The organism is Candidatus Binatia bacterium (genome assembly GCA_026415395.1).
Lineage (GTDB): Bacteria > Desulfobacterota > Binatia > HRBIN30 > HRBIN30 > HRBIN30.
On record JAOAHD010000010.1, the window covers coordinates 83,183 to 98,184 of the forward strand.

At 60.2% G+C, this 15,002-nt stretch carries 14 protein-coding genes; 9 read left to right on the forward strand and 5 right to left on the reverse strand.

From position 1 onward, the window contains the following. Positions 1-162: 162 nt before the first annotated feature. Positions 163-603, reverse strand: a complete 441-nt coding sequence (locus N3C12_10620) for a VOC family protein (protein MCX8072890.1) — start codon at positions 601-603, stop codon at positions 163-165. A gap of 139 nt (positions 604-742) precedes the next feature. Between N3C12_10620 and N3C12_10625 the strand changes: the two genes are divergently transcribed. The 3 genes from N3C12_10625 to N3C12_10635 all read left to right on the forward strand — a co-directional run bounded on the left by N3C12_10625 (position 743) and on the right by N3C12_10635 (position 2,370). Further along, positions 743-1,465, forward strand: coding sequence for a glutathione S-transferase N-terminal domain-containing protein (locus N3C12_10625; protein ID MCX8072891.1), 723 nt, complete (start codon positions 743-745; stop codon positions 1,463-1,465). Between the two features lie 9 nt (positions 1,466-1,474). Beyond that, positions 1,475-1,882, forward strand: a complete 408-nt coding sequence (locus tag N3C12_10630) for an EVE domain-containing protein (protein MCX8072892.1) — start codon at positions 1,475-1,477, stop codon at positions 1,880-1,882. A 287-nt stretch (positions 1,883-2,169) separates the two neighbouring features. After that, positions 2,170-2,370 carry a hypothetical protein gene (locus tag N3C12_10635; GenBank protein MCX8072893.1) on the forward strand — a complete coding sequence of 67 codons (201 nt, stop codon included), beginning with the start codon at positions 2,170-2,172 and terminating at the stop codon, positions 2,368-2,370. Positions 2,371-2,396: 26 nt separating this feature from the next. Here the strand turns inward: N3C12_10635 and N3C12_10640 are convergent, their stop codons facing one another. Both N3C12_10640 and N3C12_10645 read right to left on the reverse strand, forming a co-directional pair. After that, positions 2,397-3,440 (reverse strand): zinc-binding dehydrogenase, encoded by a 1,044-nt coding sequence (locus tag N3C12_10640; protein ID MCX8072894.1) that lies wholly within the window; start codon positions 3,438-3,440, stop codon positions 2,397-2,399. An 11-nt stretch (positions 3,441-3,451) separates the two neighbouring features. Then, the gene (locus N3C12_10645; GenBank protein ID MCX8072895.1) at positions 3,452-3,958 is read right to left on the reverse strand and encodes a DUF456 domain-containing protein; all 507 of its coding nucleotides are present in this window, start codon (positions 3,956-3,958) and stop codon (positions 3,452-3,454) included. Positions 3,959-4,692: 734 nt separating this feature from the next. On the opposite strand from N3C12_10645, the gene N3C12_10650 reads away from it, so the two are divergent. From N3C12_10650 to N3C12_10660, 3 genes are read left to right on the forward strand one after another with little or no spacing between them, the layout of a single operon-like run. Further along, positions 4,693-5,577, forward strand: coding sequence for a ferritin-like domain-containing protein (locus N3C12_10650; GenBank protein MCX8072896.1), 885 nt, complete (start codon positions 4,693-4,695; stop codon positions 5,575-5,577). Between the two features lie 33 nt (positions 5,578-5,610). Next, positions 5,611-6,408: a ferritin-like domain-containing protein gene (locus N3C12_10655; protein MCX8072897.1), complete on the forward strand. Its 798-nt coding sequence runs from the start codon at positions 5,611-5,613 to the stop codon at positions 6,406-6,408. After that, positions 6,405-6,710 carry a hypothetical protein gene (locus tag N3C12_10660; GenBank protein MCX8072898.1) on the forward strand — a complete coding sequence of 102 codons (306 nt, stop codon included), beginning with the start codon at positions 6,405-6,407 and terminating at the stop codon, positions 6,708-6,710. The genes N3C12_10655 and N3C12_10660 overlap by 4 nt, the downstream gene beginning before the upstream one ends. Before the next feature lie 48 nt (positions 6,711-6,758). On the opposite strand, the gene N3C12_10665 is transcribed toward N3C12_10660, so the two are convergent. Together N3C12_10665 and N3C12_10670 are read right to left on the reverse strand one after the other, a co-directional pair. Beyond that, complete coding sequence (locus N3C12_10665) at positions 6,759-7,724, reverse strand: alpha/beta hydrolase (protein MCX8072899.1); 966 nt, start codon at positions 7,722-7,724, stop codon at positions 6,759-6,761. A gap of 57 nt (positions 7,725-7,781) precedes the next feature. Further along, positions 7,782-9,689: a hypothetical protein gene (locus N3C12_10670; protein MCX8072900.1), complete on the reverse strand. Its 1,908-nt coding sequence runs from the start codon at positions 9,687-9,689 to the stop codon at positions 7,782-7,784. A gap of 89 nt (positions 9,690-9,778) precedes the next feature. On the opposite strand from N3C12_10670, the gene N3C12_10675 reads away from it, so the two are divergent. The 3 genes from N3C12_10675 to N3C12_10685 all read left to right on the forward strand — a co-directional run bounded on the left by N3C12_10675 (position 9,779) and on the right by N3C12_10685 (position 14,882). Continuing rightward, positions 9,779-10,249: a peroxiredoxin gene (locus N3C12_10675; GenBank protein ID MCX8072901.1), complete on the forward strand. Its 471-nt coding sequence runs from the start codon at positions 9,779-9,781 to the stop codon at positions 10,247-10,249. Positions 10,250-10,647: 398 nt separating this feature from the next. Then, complete coding sequence (locus tag N3C12_10680; GenBank protein ID MCX8072902.1) at positions 10,648-12,987, forward strand: DNA topoisomerase IV subunit A; 2,340 nt, start codon at positions 10,648-10,650, stop codon at positions 12,985-12,987. Further along, entirely contained in the window at positions 12,984-14,882 is a 1,899-nt protein-coding gene (locus N3C12_10685; GenBank protein MCX8072903.1) for a type IIA DNA topoisomerase subunit B, read from the forward strand. The genes N3C12_10680 and N3C12_10685 overlap by 4 nt, the downstream gene beginning before the upstream one ends. Positions 14,883-15,002 lie beyond the last annotated feature (120 nt).

Genomic DNA, 15,002 nt, shown 5'->3' on the forward strand with positions numbered 1-15,002 from the left:
TACGCTTGGGGCCCACGACCCCGAGCGTCGCGGTTCCACCTTGTTCATGCCAGCACAGACAATGACGCGTTGATAGTGCCGCCTCTCGGCAAGTCAAGTGGCAAATTTTTATCGCAAGCTGCCCGATTTCCTCACCTAGGCCCCCGGAAAGTCATTTTCAGCTCAGCCATTGAGTCGGCGGACCAGTTCAATTCGGGTTCCGTCCGGATCCAGGACGAACAACGCCACCAACCCAATACCATCGAGCTCGACACGCGTCTCCGGAAGGGGCTGCCCGCCGAGCGCCAGCAGCCGCTGTTCCAGCTCTGTGATGTCGTCCGCTTGGAACGACAAGTGCGTCAACCCACAGGCATTCATCTGGTGCGGTGTTGTGCCCACGATTGCCCCCGGGTGCCGGTAATAGAGCAGCTCCAAACGAAAGCCATCCCGCTCCAAGTAAACCGCTTGCAGCTCGACATTCGGAATTTGGAGCAACGTTGCGGCAGGCTCGTCGCGCACTTCTAGGGTGGATACTTCGCGGAATCCTAAGCCCTCACAGTAAAAGCGCCGAGCACGCTCGAGATCGGCAACACAGAGACCGATATGCGATAACTGCCAGGCCATCTTCGCTCCCTTCTCTCGGGCATCCACTGCCCGAAAAACGCCGCCGCAACAAGCTCACTGTGCGTTCCGAGCTGCCTTGCAGTCGAGCTCAAGTCCGTTGTAAATGAAGAAAAACTCGAGGGGCATAGCGGTGAGTTGGGTGAATGATGCAACGTCCTTTCTCGCATCGGCGCTGCGTTACCCACGTGGGCTGACTGCGGTGGTAACCCGTTCTCAGAGGTCGCGACGTGTGCAACCTCTCCAGTTGTTTGACTTCGAGGCGTGCCCCTATTGCCGCAAGGTGCGAGAGATCCTGTGCGCGTTAGATCTGGATTACGTGTGTAAGCCGGTGGCACAGGGGAGTCCTCGTCGGGCACTACTCAAGCGGATCGGCGGCAAGGTCCAGGTTCCGTATCTCATCGACCCCAACCGGCAAACCGCGATGTACGAGTCCGAGGATATTGTGGCCTATCTCCTCAAGGAGTACGGGGCGGACCGGCTCCGTCAGCACGGGCCTCCAATACCGCGGCTGGTCAACGACGGATTGTCCATGCTGGCGAGTGTTGCGCGCTTCGGAGGCGGGAGCCGTTGTCGCGTGCCCAATAGTCGCCGGCGGCTCAAGCCTCTCGAACTTTTCAACATGGAGGGCTCACCGTATTGCCGGAAGGTACGGGAAACCCTATCGGAGCTCGATCTCGAGTACCTGGTACGCAATGTCCCGAAAGGGAGCCCGCAGCGGCAGGAGCTCGAGCGAATTGGCGGCAAGGTCCAAGTGCCGTTTCTCATCGACCCGAACACAAGCACAGCCATGTACGAGTCCGATGAGATCGTCGCGTACCTCGAAGAGCGATACGGGGCCGTTCCGATCGAGACCGAGAAGTGAGAGACAACGATGCGGCACTGGCTTCTTAAAACGGAACCGAGCTCCTATTCGTTTGCAGACCTGCAACGTGAGAGCTCTACGGTGTGGGATGGGGTGACAAATCCACAGGCTCTCGCCTTTCTCCGGCAAATTCAGGTTGGCGACGAGCTCTTTATTTATCACACTGGAAGCGAAAAGGCGGTGGTCGGAATCGCCCGGTGCACACGACCGGCGTACCCTGACCCTAAAAGCAGCGACGGTCGACGCGTGGTCATCGATATCGTTCCCGTGCGCGCTCTGCCGCGGGCTGTTTCCCTATCGGAAATCAAACAGCAGAAGGACTGGTCGCGCTGGGAACTCGTGCGATTACCACGGCTATCCGTCATGCCCGTGCCCGACGAAATTTGGCACGGAATTCTCTCCCTCAGCGGCTCTTAGAAGGCACCAACACCCGCCACGGAGCAGGGGCACCAAGACCGTCTAGCCAACGCGTGAGAGGACGGCGGGGAAGGTATCGCCGGGCAAGAAAAACCCCTTGCCTTTCTTCCCAAGATGCCGCAAGAACTTTCCTAGGTTGGCTCGGCGTTATGGCGGCACGGTGTGGCGTGAGACCGATATCGGTTAAGTGGAGTTCGCGGCGTGCGACCTCACTCGGCCTCGCCGTTTTCGTCATTGGAGGTCTATTTTGTCCGTGCGTTGCGCAGGTCGCCAAAACGAATCAAGACATGCGCGAAGTCGGGGAAGATCCTCGCGGACTACCTGTGGAAGTCTTCGTGCAAAAGCCGTTGGGGTTGCTCGCGCGGGAGATGCTGTTGGAGAGTCATCTAGACAAAAACGCCAACGTGCCGCGACCTCAACGGAAAGGGGTGCAGGTAGAGTTATTCACACCCGGCGACTTCGGGGTACTCGTGCGTTACCGCTGGTAGCCGACACCGCCGGTCATACCCGCGCTCTATGGCCCAGGCCGCAGGCATACTTTGAGGCAACCGCCCTCGCGCCGGTCGAACGTACGGTACGCCGCGACGGCATCGCTCAACGAGAAGTGATGCGTGATCATCTTCCGTGGCTGGAGCCGCCCGTGGCGAACCAACGCAAAGAGCCGTGGTAAGTACTGGGGAACGCTCACTAAGCCAGCGCGAAACGTCACATCCTTCAAAAAAGAGGCACCCAGAGGAAACGGAACATCGTCCCGCACAAGCACACCAACCATGACGACCCGCCCGCCAGTGCGGACCAGTTCTACAGCCAAGCGCAGGGTCTGCTCGCTGCCCACGGCCTCGATGACCGCATCTGCACCACGGCCTCCGGTGAGCTCACGGACTGCGGCGGCCGCTCCGCTACCCGGTGGCAAGGCCCTGGCGCCGTACTGCCCAGCCCATTCGCGCCGCTCCGCCACCGGGTCGATGGCGACGATGAGTCCTGCACCGAAGAGCTGAGCACACTGAATGGCACAGAGCCCCACCGGGCCGCAGCCTATAACTACGACGGTATCGCCCGGGACGATCGCGGCACTTTCTGCGGCATACAGACCGGTGGGGAAGATGTCCGTCAGGAGCAACGCATCCAGGTCGTCGATCTCTTCAGGCAAGGGCCACAGGTTGTAATCGGCATACGGTACGGCCACACGCTCTGCTTGCACCCCGGCAAGAAAGGGTGAAACTCCAAGCACCTTCACTGGCAACGTCTCGCAGCCCACAGCGTATCCCGTGCGGCAAGAGGGGCACAGCCCGCAACCGACCACGGCCGCGATCAACACACGGTCCCCTGGTTTCACGCGCTCCACTTGTGTCCCAGTTGCGCGCACCACTCCGATGGCTTCGTGCCCCAGCACGGTGCCAGGCACGACCGGCACAGCGCCATGATACAAATGCAGATCAGAACCGCAGATGCTGGACGCGACAACGTCGACAATCGCAGCGCGACGATCCGCAAGCCCCGGTTCAGGCAGATCCTCCACCTGCACCTGCTCAACCCCTCGCCAAACTACCGCCTGCATGACCATCTCCTTCACCAAATCACGGCGGCGACAAACACGGCCACCATGAGCAACGTTACCGCCAGTTTCGCTAAAAAACCGCGCCATCGGCCGCGCATCGCCGCCTCCCCAACTCGCAACACCTCGCGCCAATCCGCACCCTCTAAAGAGGCCGCAGCCGCTGCCCCGAGAAAACTTCCAATCAAACTCCCAAGCAAAGCCCCCAAACCAAAGAAGAACGGCGCACCGATCAACGCGCCGATCAGGCCACCGACGACGGCTCCAGCGGTCACGCGCCAAGAACGCCGGGCCTTTGCCGCCGCGGCAGCACCGAGCCAAAACTCCAGCCATTCGCCAAGCAACGCGAGTACGAACAGGGCGAGGACAGTAGCCCAGCCAACAGCCACCATTCCCGTCCACAGCGCAAACGCAACGGCGATACAGAAGACGAGCCACGGCCCGGGCAGCCCAAGGACCACCAACAGTACCCCCACAGCACCACCGAGCAGCGCGAGCAGCACCCCAATCCACGATTCCATTTCGATACTCGGGCTTGGCGGAATCTACCCACGTTGGTCAAGCCCGCTGCGCACCGACCCCCACCTCTCCAGGACAACCGTTGAAGAACTGCTCCGAGGCACTGGCGAGCACTCCAACGTCTACGTGGTGCCTTTCAGCTCAGATGTTCGCTGCGCCCGAGGCTTCGTCGGCTCGCGCGGTACCGGTTCTCGACGAGCGCTAACTCTGGCCCGAGCTGTTTCTCCGAACTTGCGGAAATGATCTCCGAAGACGTCGGAGGAAATCACCTCTCTTCCTTCTCGCCGTACCGCTCTTTCCCTCTACACCCGCACGCCCCCTGGTTTCCCGAGCCGTGGCTCTGCGATGGGATGGTCTGGCTGACCAATCTGTACCATGCGAAGGAAACCGAGGGCGAAAGTGCACCCGACTCCATTCGCCCCAGTGAGCACGGCCCCTTTGGAGTCCCCCGCGCTCCCCAGCTGCCACCGCCGAGATCCAGCGGCGTGCGCTAGCTTCTCATGTCTCCTCGTTTCGTGCCCCTCACGGCGCCGCGGGAGCAAACCGAGTGCATACGATTTCTGAATGTACGAATGAGCCGGGCCAATCTTTCGCATCGGCCAGAAACGACAACCACACGGGCTGCAGTCCCGCCCGACCGGTCGGTCGCCACCCAGGCGGCACAGCGTTTGTTAGGTGGTTTCGGCGTGCGAGCAGTTCGCCCGCTCGAAAATCACAAGGCAAGGAGGGAAAGGACATGGCGGACTTTTTAGCGGCCTACTCGATTCAAAATTGGCTCGAGTCGTGTCCCCAAGGGTACCTCATGGGGACCGTGTATGGCCATCGGCCAGGCGAGGAGGAGCCGGCAGCGCTCATGGAAAACGACATCCTGCGTGAGGAGGCGATTCGCACGACCGTGCAGTTGGTGGTGGGCGAGCGTTGCGCGCTGGCGGCCTCTTCCGGGCTGATCAACGCAGCGCCGGACGAAGCGAGTAAGCGTTTCCTTGCCACGCAAACACTGGACGAGGCTCGTCACGTCGAAATCTTCACCCAGCGGCTCCTCGATCTCGGGGTTCCCAAGCAGGACATCGAGAGCACGATTCAGCATTTTGCCAATCCAAATTTGGTGAAGTTCGCCGAGGTGCTGTTGGAAAAAGTCGATAAAAAGGATTTTGTGGCAGGCGTCGTCGGGCAAAACATCGTACTCGAGGGCATGGCGTTCAGCGTGTTCGAGATGATGTATGCCATTTCCGAGCCCACGAACCCGAAATTTGCCCACACGCTTTCTGGCACAATCGCCGACGAGCGGCGGCACGTGGGCTTCGGCGAAAACCGCATTGGTTCTCTGATCAAGCAACACCCCGAGCGGAAACCCGACATTGAAAAGCTACAAAAAGAAATGTCCTACTGGATGCTCGCCACCTTTGCCGATGCCTTCCGCAACAATCCCGCACGTGCGGAATTCAAGCGGATCGAAGTGGAGCTCGGCCGGGCCGGCGTTCATGCCCAGTGGCAAGGGGCCGACTTGCTCACCATGGAACCCGAGGAAATGGAGCAGCTCCTGGCAGACACGGTTTTGAAAGAGTTCAAAATCCGCCTCGGGCGCATTGGCATCGAATACCAAACCCCTGCTCGCCCGTAATTCTTCCATTCGTGGATCACCGAGGGCCGACGCATGCCGCCTCCTACCAATGAAGGGGAAACGCGGACGGAGCTTCACGACCTGCCGCCTGAGGTCTTCTATGAGCAGGTTCACTCCTTTGAGTTCTGGTTCCAAGCCGTTCAGGGTTACCTATCCAACAAGAGTTACGGCGTAGACCCGAACATTACAGCGCATGCTCTGCCGGATTTAGACCGCGATCGCCTGGTTACCGTGCTGTGCAACTACTGCGTCGGGGAAACTGCAGCGTTAGAGGGCGCGAGTGGTTTGATCGGGATCGCGCCAAACCGCCAGACAAAGATCTTTCTCTCCACGCAAGTGGTCGATGAGGGTCGCCATCTCGAGGTGTTCCTGCATCGCCTGCAGATGCTCGGTGTGGCCGATCCAGAACGCGAAGTCGAACGGCGAGCGAGTCGGAGCTTACTGCTCTTCAAGCGCCGGCTGCTCGAGCTGGTGCACGGCAAGGACTGGGAGGCCGCGATCTTCGCCCAAAACGTAATCCTCGAGTCGTTAGAGTTCACGGTATTTCAAAGCCACGCGCGGGAGGCGGATCCGGTAACGCGCGATCTTCTACTCGGGATCATCAAAGACGAACGCCGGCACATCGGCTTCGGTGAAAATGAACTCGGCCGCCGCCTACGCTTGGCTCCGCATACCCGCGCCCGGCTGGGTCAGGTCAAGCGAGAGCTCGATCATCTAGTCTTGGACACCCTCGAAGAAACACTCCTCGAGGTAGGAGCTGATGTCTCCGAGAGGGACAAACTCGGTCGCGCGTACTTAGAAGCAGCAGCGCGATTGGGGCTGGAGTCATGACCACTACTTTGGAGGAAGACGTACGAATTGAAGAAGGCGACAGCCGACCACGCCAGCGATTCGACCTGGAAGACACGGGCTTCGACGAGGTGCCGCCTCGCTTTCGCAAATTCTATCGGCGGTGGAAGGGGCCCGGCGATCAGCTCGGTCCAAACGAAGTGATCTGCCCGGTGTGCAAAGTGGTGATCCGCTCAACGCGAGAGCTGCGCCCCGGCGACCGCGTCTACTGCATGCCCTGCATGTCGCGCTTGATCATCGTCCGCGGTGAGGACGGGCGCCTCGAAGCACGCGTAGCTTACTGAGTCGCTCGACAGCGCAGTAGCCCATCGGCCGTATGCCGGATCTCCACGTTACAGGCCGATTTCTCGCAAAAAATCCAGCAGCGCAGCGTTAACTTCCTCTGGTTTTTCTTGCTGCGTCCAATGACCGCAGCCGCGGATCAATATGGTTCTCTTAAGATTAGGCACCCACTGCTCCATCCCTGCAGCCATTTCCGGCCGCAGCACAGGGTCCCACTCGGCGGTAACCATGAGCGCAGGCGCCTGGACTTTCGCGCCCGACAGATAGGCCGTTGTCTCCCAATTCCAGTCCAAGTTACGGTACCAGTTGAGCGCGCCGGTAAACCCAGTCCGCTCGAACGCTTGCGCAAAGACCTCGAAGTCTTCCGCGCTGATGTAGGGCGGAAGTGCGGCGTCGCCTAGCCTGTCGAGGATCCCCCCGCCCGCCGGACCAAAGACCCCCGGAGGAGTTTGCCGCGCTGCCTCGGAAAGCTCCCGTCGAGTCTCCTGGTAGAACGCCCGAAGGCTGCGGCGAACATCGCGCTCTAACTCCGCGTCCGCAACGCCGGGCTCTTGAAAATACAGAATGTAATGAAATTGCCCTTGAGCCATCTGGCGCATCACGGTGAGGGGCGACACTGGCAGGCGTGGGAAGAAAGGTGTGTTCACCCCCACCACGCCAGCTACGCGGTGAGGAGCGAGGAGCGCCATCTGCCAGGTGACGATCCCGCCCCAATCATGCCCCACGATCACAGCCCGCTCGATTTCGAGAGCATCGAGCAAGCTCGTTAGATCCCCCACGAGGTGGTGGATCGAGTACTTGTGGATCTCCCGCGGAACGCTGGTCTCTCCGTAGCCGCGTTGATCGGGTGCGATGGCACGATAGCCGGCATCCGCCAGCGCGCGGAGCTGATGCCGCCACGAATACCAAATTTCCGGAAACCCGTGGCACAAGAGCACCGGGAACCCGGACCCGGCCTCCACAGCATGCATACGGATGCCATTGACCTCGAAGTAACGATGCGAGAACTCAGCCATAGCTCCCGGCTGGCACGGCTCCCCACGTCATGCAAGCTACCCCACTTCATGCGGCCATTAACGGAGGGTTAGCTTGCCGGTTTGCTGACTTCGCGTGAACCGCCAGTTGTAAATGTAGGCATCAGGACCCAACCGGACGACCATCGTCATCCCCAGGTGTTCCGTACCAGCAAACTCACTGAGATCGCCTCCTGCCGCGCTAAAGCGCAAGGAAACGCCCCCTGTGGCACGCGGAATGAGTCGCAGTGCGACAGAAAAACCGTCCACCATGCCGGTGAACCCTCCGCGACTGTCCAACGATTCGATCGAGCCGCAAGGGAACGATTGCTCATTGCGGCCATCGGACCAGCGAATCTCGATCGGCCCGGCGCTGGCCGCCGGATAAGGAATTCGCGCCCCTAATGTGGCCTTGCTGCCAGTTCCGGGGAGCGGGTTAATCGTTGAGCTGCGACGTGTGAACCCTTGGTTTGCGACACTCGCCTCTCTGCCCGACAATTCGCCAACGGTACCGTCTAGAAGTTGCACAACAACACCCGACAAGCTCGCCTCCAAGGAAGCAGCACCGTTCACGTCGGCCCCGGAAGCAGCAAGCAGTTGGATCCGATAGCGACCCTCGACCGCCTCCGGGACCGTCACCCGCACATCGGGCACGCTGTCCCCGTCGAAGTCGCCGCTCTCGTAACGCGCCAGCGGAATCGTGCTCGTCAGCCGGTTGATAAGCCGGCCTTCGGGGTCAAACACCACAAGTTCCACTTCCCCTCGCGCCCGAATCACAAGGTGCTTCGCCGGGTTGGTGGCCCAGAAGACTTCATACCCACGGTCGGGGTTGAGCCCGAGGGGATCACAGTTCGAACGGTACACCACCCTTCCGCCACTCGCGGTCAGTCTTGGGCCAAGGATCATGCAACCGGGTGGGTGCGAGGTCACTTGCGTGAAGGTTTTGCGCTGGCGGTTGTACAGGAAGATTTCGGCTGATCGGTCGGGATTGAGCCTCACAAGGTCCTCCCGCGCCACAAAACCGATCCATTCTCCCTCCCAATCGATTGTCGGCTGCTCTGCATCAAACGGGCCTTCCGAGGTCACACTTACGAGGGTCGAATAGCCACTCTTCCGCCGAATCCAGACCGCCGAAACGTTATCTGGATTGTCCCCACCGCCCAAGTTGCTCGAGGAGACAAAGACGATGAAACGCCCGTCACCACTGACAGCAGGTGCGCTGCTCTCGCCGAAACCCTCGACGTCGTTTGTCGCCTGATACAGCATGCGTTCCTTCACATCGTAAATCATGAGCTCCTGACTGAAATCCTCATTCCGCCCGGTCAAGTTACTGGTGGACACAAACGCTACCAGCGAACCGTCGCCCGATACGGCTGGTGTGTAACTCTCCCCTTCCCCTTCAGGATCTCGGCTCAGCGGCATGTTGCCCGAACGGTTGAACAGATAGACTTCGTTGCTGAAGTCCGGGTTGCGCGCGCGGAGATTGCTCGTGGTCTCAAAAGCGATCATCCGCCCCTTGAAGTCGATCGATGGCAACACGCTCGAACCATCGCCAAGCCGATCACGGGTCACTTGGTAAAAGCGCTTGCGTGTGCGGTCGTAGCGAAAGATCTCCTCGCTCCCATCTTCGTTGCGACCGGTGTAATTGGCGTCGGACGAAAATGCGATATACCGCCCGTCGCCGGAAATTACCGGATCATTGCCCCCCTCGGAGGTAATTCGCGTAAATTGATTTTCTTGCACATCGTAGACGAACACATTGTTCAGCGGTGTGGGGTTCAACCCAGCCACGTTGGCCGTGGAAGAAAACACAATCCAGCGCCCACTGGCGTCAACCGAGGCCCCACCAACGGAACGACCCGCAGGGGTGTTCGTCACCTGCACCACCTCCGCATTCACAAGGCCGACCGACGACAAGATTGCCCCAAGAAGGAGCCCTAACTGCCTGCTCAGCACGATTTGCCGCACGCCACCATTGTCGCTGCCGACGATCGGCTGTCAATCGAATAATTGACGTGCTGGATTGTCCGGCCGCCGTGTGGCATAAGCGGTTGCCGATGCTGAAAAAAGGCGATCGCGCTCCGGACTTCGAGGCTCCCACCGGCGATGGCAAGCACTTTCGCCTGCGCGACTATCTCGGCCGGCGCCACGTGGTTCTGTACTTCTTTCCACGCGATTTCACCCCGGGATGCACGAAAGAGGCCTGCTCCTTTCGTGACCATCGAGCCGAAGTTGCCAGGTTGGATGGCGAGATCGTGGGCGTGAGTTTGGATCCGGTGGAACGCCATGCAGCGTTCGCAGAGAAATACCGGCTGAGCTTTCCGCTCGTGAGCGACGTGGGGGCGCGGATTGCCCAAAAATATGGCGTTGCCCGGCTCGGTGGATGGCTACCCTCCAAACGGGTGACGTTCGTGATCGACAAGGATGGGGTGATTCAAGAAGTGATTCACAGCGAGTTCGGGATCGACATGCACATCGATCGTGCCCTAGCCACGCTGCGACGTCTGCAGGGGGAACCAGCGAGTTGAACGCATGTTTCGCGGCTCGCTGGCAATCCGGATCGCAGCGGCGGTCCCTAGCTGCCGAGCGCGCAACCTGTTGACTGCACACCGAACCGCGGAGCCCAGGCGCCAAGCTACCTCCAGTTCAGCCGTGAAGTTCAACCGGGGCTGACCAGGCGCGGAGATCCTCTCCACTAGCCGCCGCGCCACTTCCCTGCGGTTTGAATTTTGCCTGAAGCACTATCCTCGGATCCTTCGAGCTGCCACCGGACTTTTCACTCACTGTCGGTACGTCCGGTCACACCGAAACAGGCCTGAGCTCTTTTGCCATTCAGAGAACTTGCCTATATTCTTCCCCTGCGGTTGGTTGTTGGAGGTCGTTGTCGAGTGAGGCCAGCAGTGGCCTAACCGGGGAGGCAATGCCAGTGAAAGAACAGGTGCATCACGAAACTCCGGTCATCGATCTCGGTCGGGCCGTCGAAGAGCGGTACTTGGCGTATGCGCTCAGTGTCGTCACTTCGCGGGCACTTCCCGACGTACGTGACGGGCTTAAGCCCGTGCAGCGCCGCATTCTATACGCCATGTTCCAAAACCTCCGCCTCACCGCCGCGGCACGGCCGCGGAAGTCAGCAGCGGTCGTCGGAGAAGTGCTCGGCAAGTACCACCCCCACGGCGACCTGGCAGCGTACGAAGCCATGGTGCGCATGGCCCAGCCGTTCGCCATGCGCTACCCACTGGTGCACGGTGAGGGGAATTTTGGCTCCCTCGACGGCGACAGCCCCGCTGCCATGCGTTACACGGAAGCGCGCCTTACACCGATCGCCGAGGAACTCCTACGCGACGTGCGTGAAGAAACCGTTGACTTCCGCGACAACTATGACTCCACGTTGCGCGAACCGATCGTGCTGCCTGCGGCCATCCCACAGCTCTTGATCAACGGCAGCACCGGTATTGCGGTCGGCATGGCAACGAACATCCCTCCCCACAACCTCAAGGAAGTGGTGGATGCGATGGTTGCGTTAGTGCGCGACCCGAAACTCGAAACCAAAGACCTGTGTCGCTTTATCAAAGGTCCGGACTTCCCTACGGGTGGCGAGATTCTCAATAGCCGAGCCGAGCTGAGGCGAATTTACGAGGAAGGCCAGGGCCCGATTCGCCTGCGCGGTCAGTTCAAGGTCGAAAGCAGCGGCCGGCGTCGTTACGTGGTCATTACCTCGGTACCGTACACGACAAACAAGGCGAAAATTGTCGAGGAAATTGCCGAGCACATCGCCAGCCGCAAATTACCGCTGGCCACCGACGTGCGCGACGAGTCCACTGACGACGTGCGGATCGTTGTTGAGCTCAAAGGCGATGCCTCCCCTGAAGCGGTAATGGCATACCTGTTTAAACACACGAGCTTACAAATTACTTACCACGCCAACTTCACAGCTTTGGTTCCCACCGCCAATCCGGGAATCGGCCAACCCCAACGGCTGAGCTTGAAAGAGCTCTGCCAACACTTTCTCGATTTCCGCTTCCAAGTTGTCACGCGGCGCTTGGAGTACGAACTCAAACAACTTCGGGCCCGGCTGCACATCTTGGCTGGTTTCCTCAAGCTGTTTAGCGATCTCGACCGCGCCCTCCGGATCATCCGTAACGCTGCCTCGCGTGAAGACGCGCGGCAGCGCCTTATGGATGCCTTTGGCCTGGATACGGAACAGGCAGATGCAATACTCGACACCCGCCTGTACCAGCTTTCTCGCCTCGAGATCGGCCGGATCCAACAGGAGCAAAAGGAAAAGGCAGAACGCGCGAAGGAAATTGAGCGGCTGCTTGCTCGCCCCCAAGCGCGCTGGAAGATCGTTGAACATGAGCTGCTGGCGGTTGCCCAACGTTACGGTGACCCCCGGCGCACTCAACTGCGCGCCGGTGCGGAACTCGTGTACGACGCGGAGGCGTACGTCGTGCACGAAGACGCGGTGGTCGTCATCACTCGCGATGGCTGGATGAAGAGACTCGGCGAATTGAAGGATCCGAGTTCCACTCGGGTCCGCGAAGGAGATCACGTGCAATGGGTTCTGCGGGGCACCACCAAGGACAACCTTGCTCTGTTCACGAACCATGGCTCCTTATACGTGGTGAAGGTGCTCCAAGTTCCAGCCACCACGGGCTACGGCGAACCCGTGCAATCGATCTTGAATTTCGGTGACGGCGAACGGGTCATTGCCGCCACGCTCACCAAAGGCGGAAATGGTGCAGAGGACGATTCTTCTCCAGGCAGCTGGGTCGCTATCACTGCCGCCGGCCTAGGCGCGCGTGTGAAACCGGAGATGAGCGAGACGACGAAAAACGGCCGTCGCTACGCGCGCCCCAAAGAGGGCGATGAGATTGCAGCCGTCGTTCCCCTGACTGGCGAAGTGTGCACTGTAGCGACCTCCGCCGGCTACGTGCTCTCGTTTCCCAGCAACGAGTTACCTGAATTGGCTGGAGCTGGCCGAGGGGTGTGGGCGATCCGCGTGAGTCCTGGAGACCGCGTGGTCGGTGCAGTCTGCCACAGCCCCGACCACCCGCCCATCGCCATCGACGAGCAAGGCGAGAGCCGCAAGCTCCAAATGCCCGAACTTGGCCATCGCGGGCAAAAGGGCCGACCCACGTTGAAACGGTTCAAACCGGTTGCCCTGGTGCCGCGCGACCACGATGCGAGCGCGCCCAATGCGCCCACCGATGGCCAACCAGCAAGACAGCTTTCTTTGCAACCTCAAGCCCCAGCAAAGAAACCATGAGTCGGAAGTACACAGCCAAAGACATTACCGTCTTGGAAGGTCTCGAGCCGGTAAGGAAACGCCCCGGCATGTACATTGGCGGCGTCGACCGCGCCGGGCTCCACCACCTGCTCTGGGAAATTCTAGACAACGCTGTCGATGAAGCCATCAACGGTTACTGCGACGAGATCACCGTCACCCTGCACGAAGACGGCACCACCGTAACCGTTACAGACAATGGCCGCGGCATTCCGGTCGACGAGCACCCGAAGTACAAGCGACCGGCGTTGGAACTGATCCTCACCACGCTTCATGCTGGTGGCAAATTCGAGAATCAAAACTATTACCACTCTGGAGGCCTGCACGGAGTCGGCGCATCGGTCGTGACTGCGCTTTCTTCCTGGTTGATTGCCCGGGTCAAACGCGACGGCTTCCAGTGGGAACAAGAGTTCTCCCGGGGCACCGCCAAAACCAAGCTGCAACAGCGCGGCCCCGCTCGTGGCACGGGAACTTCTATCACGTTCACCCCAGACCCTGACATCTTCCCAAACCCTAAGTTCGACTCCGCTTGGATCCGCGAGCGGCTGGAAGCCCGCTCCTTCCTCCACCGCGGCTTGCGCCTGATCTTCGAAGACCGGACAACGGGTAGCCGCGAGGTGTTCGCCCACGAACGCGGCATTGCCGAGTATGTCGAGAAACTTTTGCAACAATCCGGTGCGCAAATCGTGGCGGACGCCATTTACCTCGAGCGGCGTGACGGTCTGATCGTCGAATGCGCCCTGGGTTGGACGACAGCCACTAGTGAGCGCGTGCAGTCCTACGTCAACGGTGTGCCCACACCGGCCGGGGGCACCCATGAAAACGGCTTCAAAGCCGGGTTGAGCAAGGCGGTGCGGAACTACCTGGCGGTGCAAAGTCTCGTGCCCAAGGGCGTAACCGTGGCTGCCGAGGACACCCGTGAAGGTCTGGTGGGGGTGCTGAGTGTGTACCTGCAGCAGCCGCAGTTCCAGGGCCAGACCAAAGACCGGCTCAACAATCCCGAGGTCACAGCCCCGATCGACAACTTTATCCGCACCTCGCTGGAGAACTACCTCCTGCAGAATCCTACGCAGGCACGGGCCATCGCCCAGCGTGTGATCTTGGCGGCTCGCGCACGACTGGCCTCGCGAGCCGCCGCGGAAAGCGTCCAGCGGAAAACCTCCGTTTCTCACCGCCTCAATCTTCCGGGTAAGCTGGCGGACTGCAGTTCCACCGACCCGCGCGTGAGCGAACTCTTCATTGTCGAGGGGGACTCCGCAGGGGGTTCGGCCAAGCAGGCTCGAGATCGGGAGTTTCAAGCCATCCTTCCGCTGCGCGGGAAAGTCCTCAATGCGGAGCAGGCCTCGGCAACGAAAGTGTTTTCCAACAAGGAGCTCAACGATATCATCTCGGCGCTGGGCTGCGGCGTGGGCAAGGACTTCGATCCGAGCAAGCTCCGCTATCACAAGGTGTGCTTGTTAATGGATGCGGACTCGGACGGACATCATATTTGCACGTTGCTCCTCACATTCTTGTACCGCCAGCTCCCCGAGCTCATCCGCCGTGGGCACGCTTATATCGCACAACCGCCTCTTTATAAGGTCGAGATCGGTAAAGACGTTCATTGGGCGTACACAGACGAGGAAAAAGAGCGCCTGGTGACCAGCGCCAACGGGCGACCGGTGCTTGTGCAACGCTTCAAGGGCCTCGGGGAAATGAACCCGGCAACCTTAAAAGAAACCACCCTCGACCCGCGCAAACGCGTGCTGTTTCGGGTGGAAGTTGTGGATGATGAGCGAACCGACCAAACCATCCAGACCCTGCTCGGCCGCGAAGTGGAGCCACGCTTTCGCTTCATCATGGAACGTGCCCGCCAAGTGCAGGACCTGGACGTTTAGCCGCTAACTGCCCAGCCGACGCCAGCCCCAGCCCAAGGCTAAATCGGCCTCCGGCAACTCCGCTGTTCAGAGAACGACGTGTATCTCAGCCGGGCTGGACGAGCATTACCGCCTGTGGCA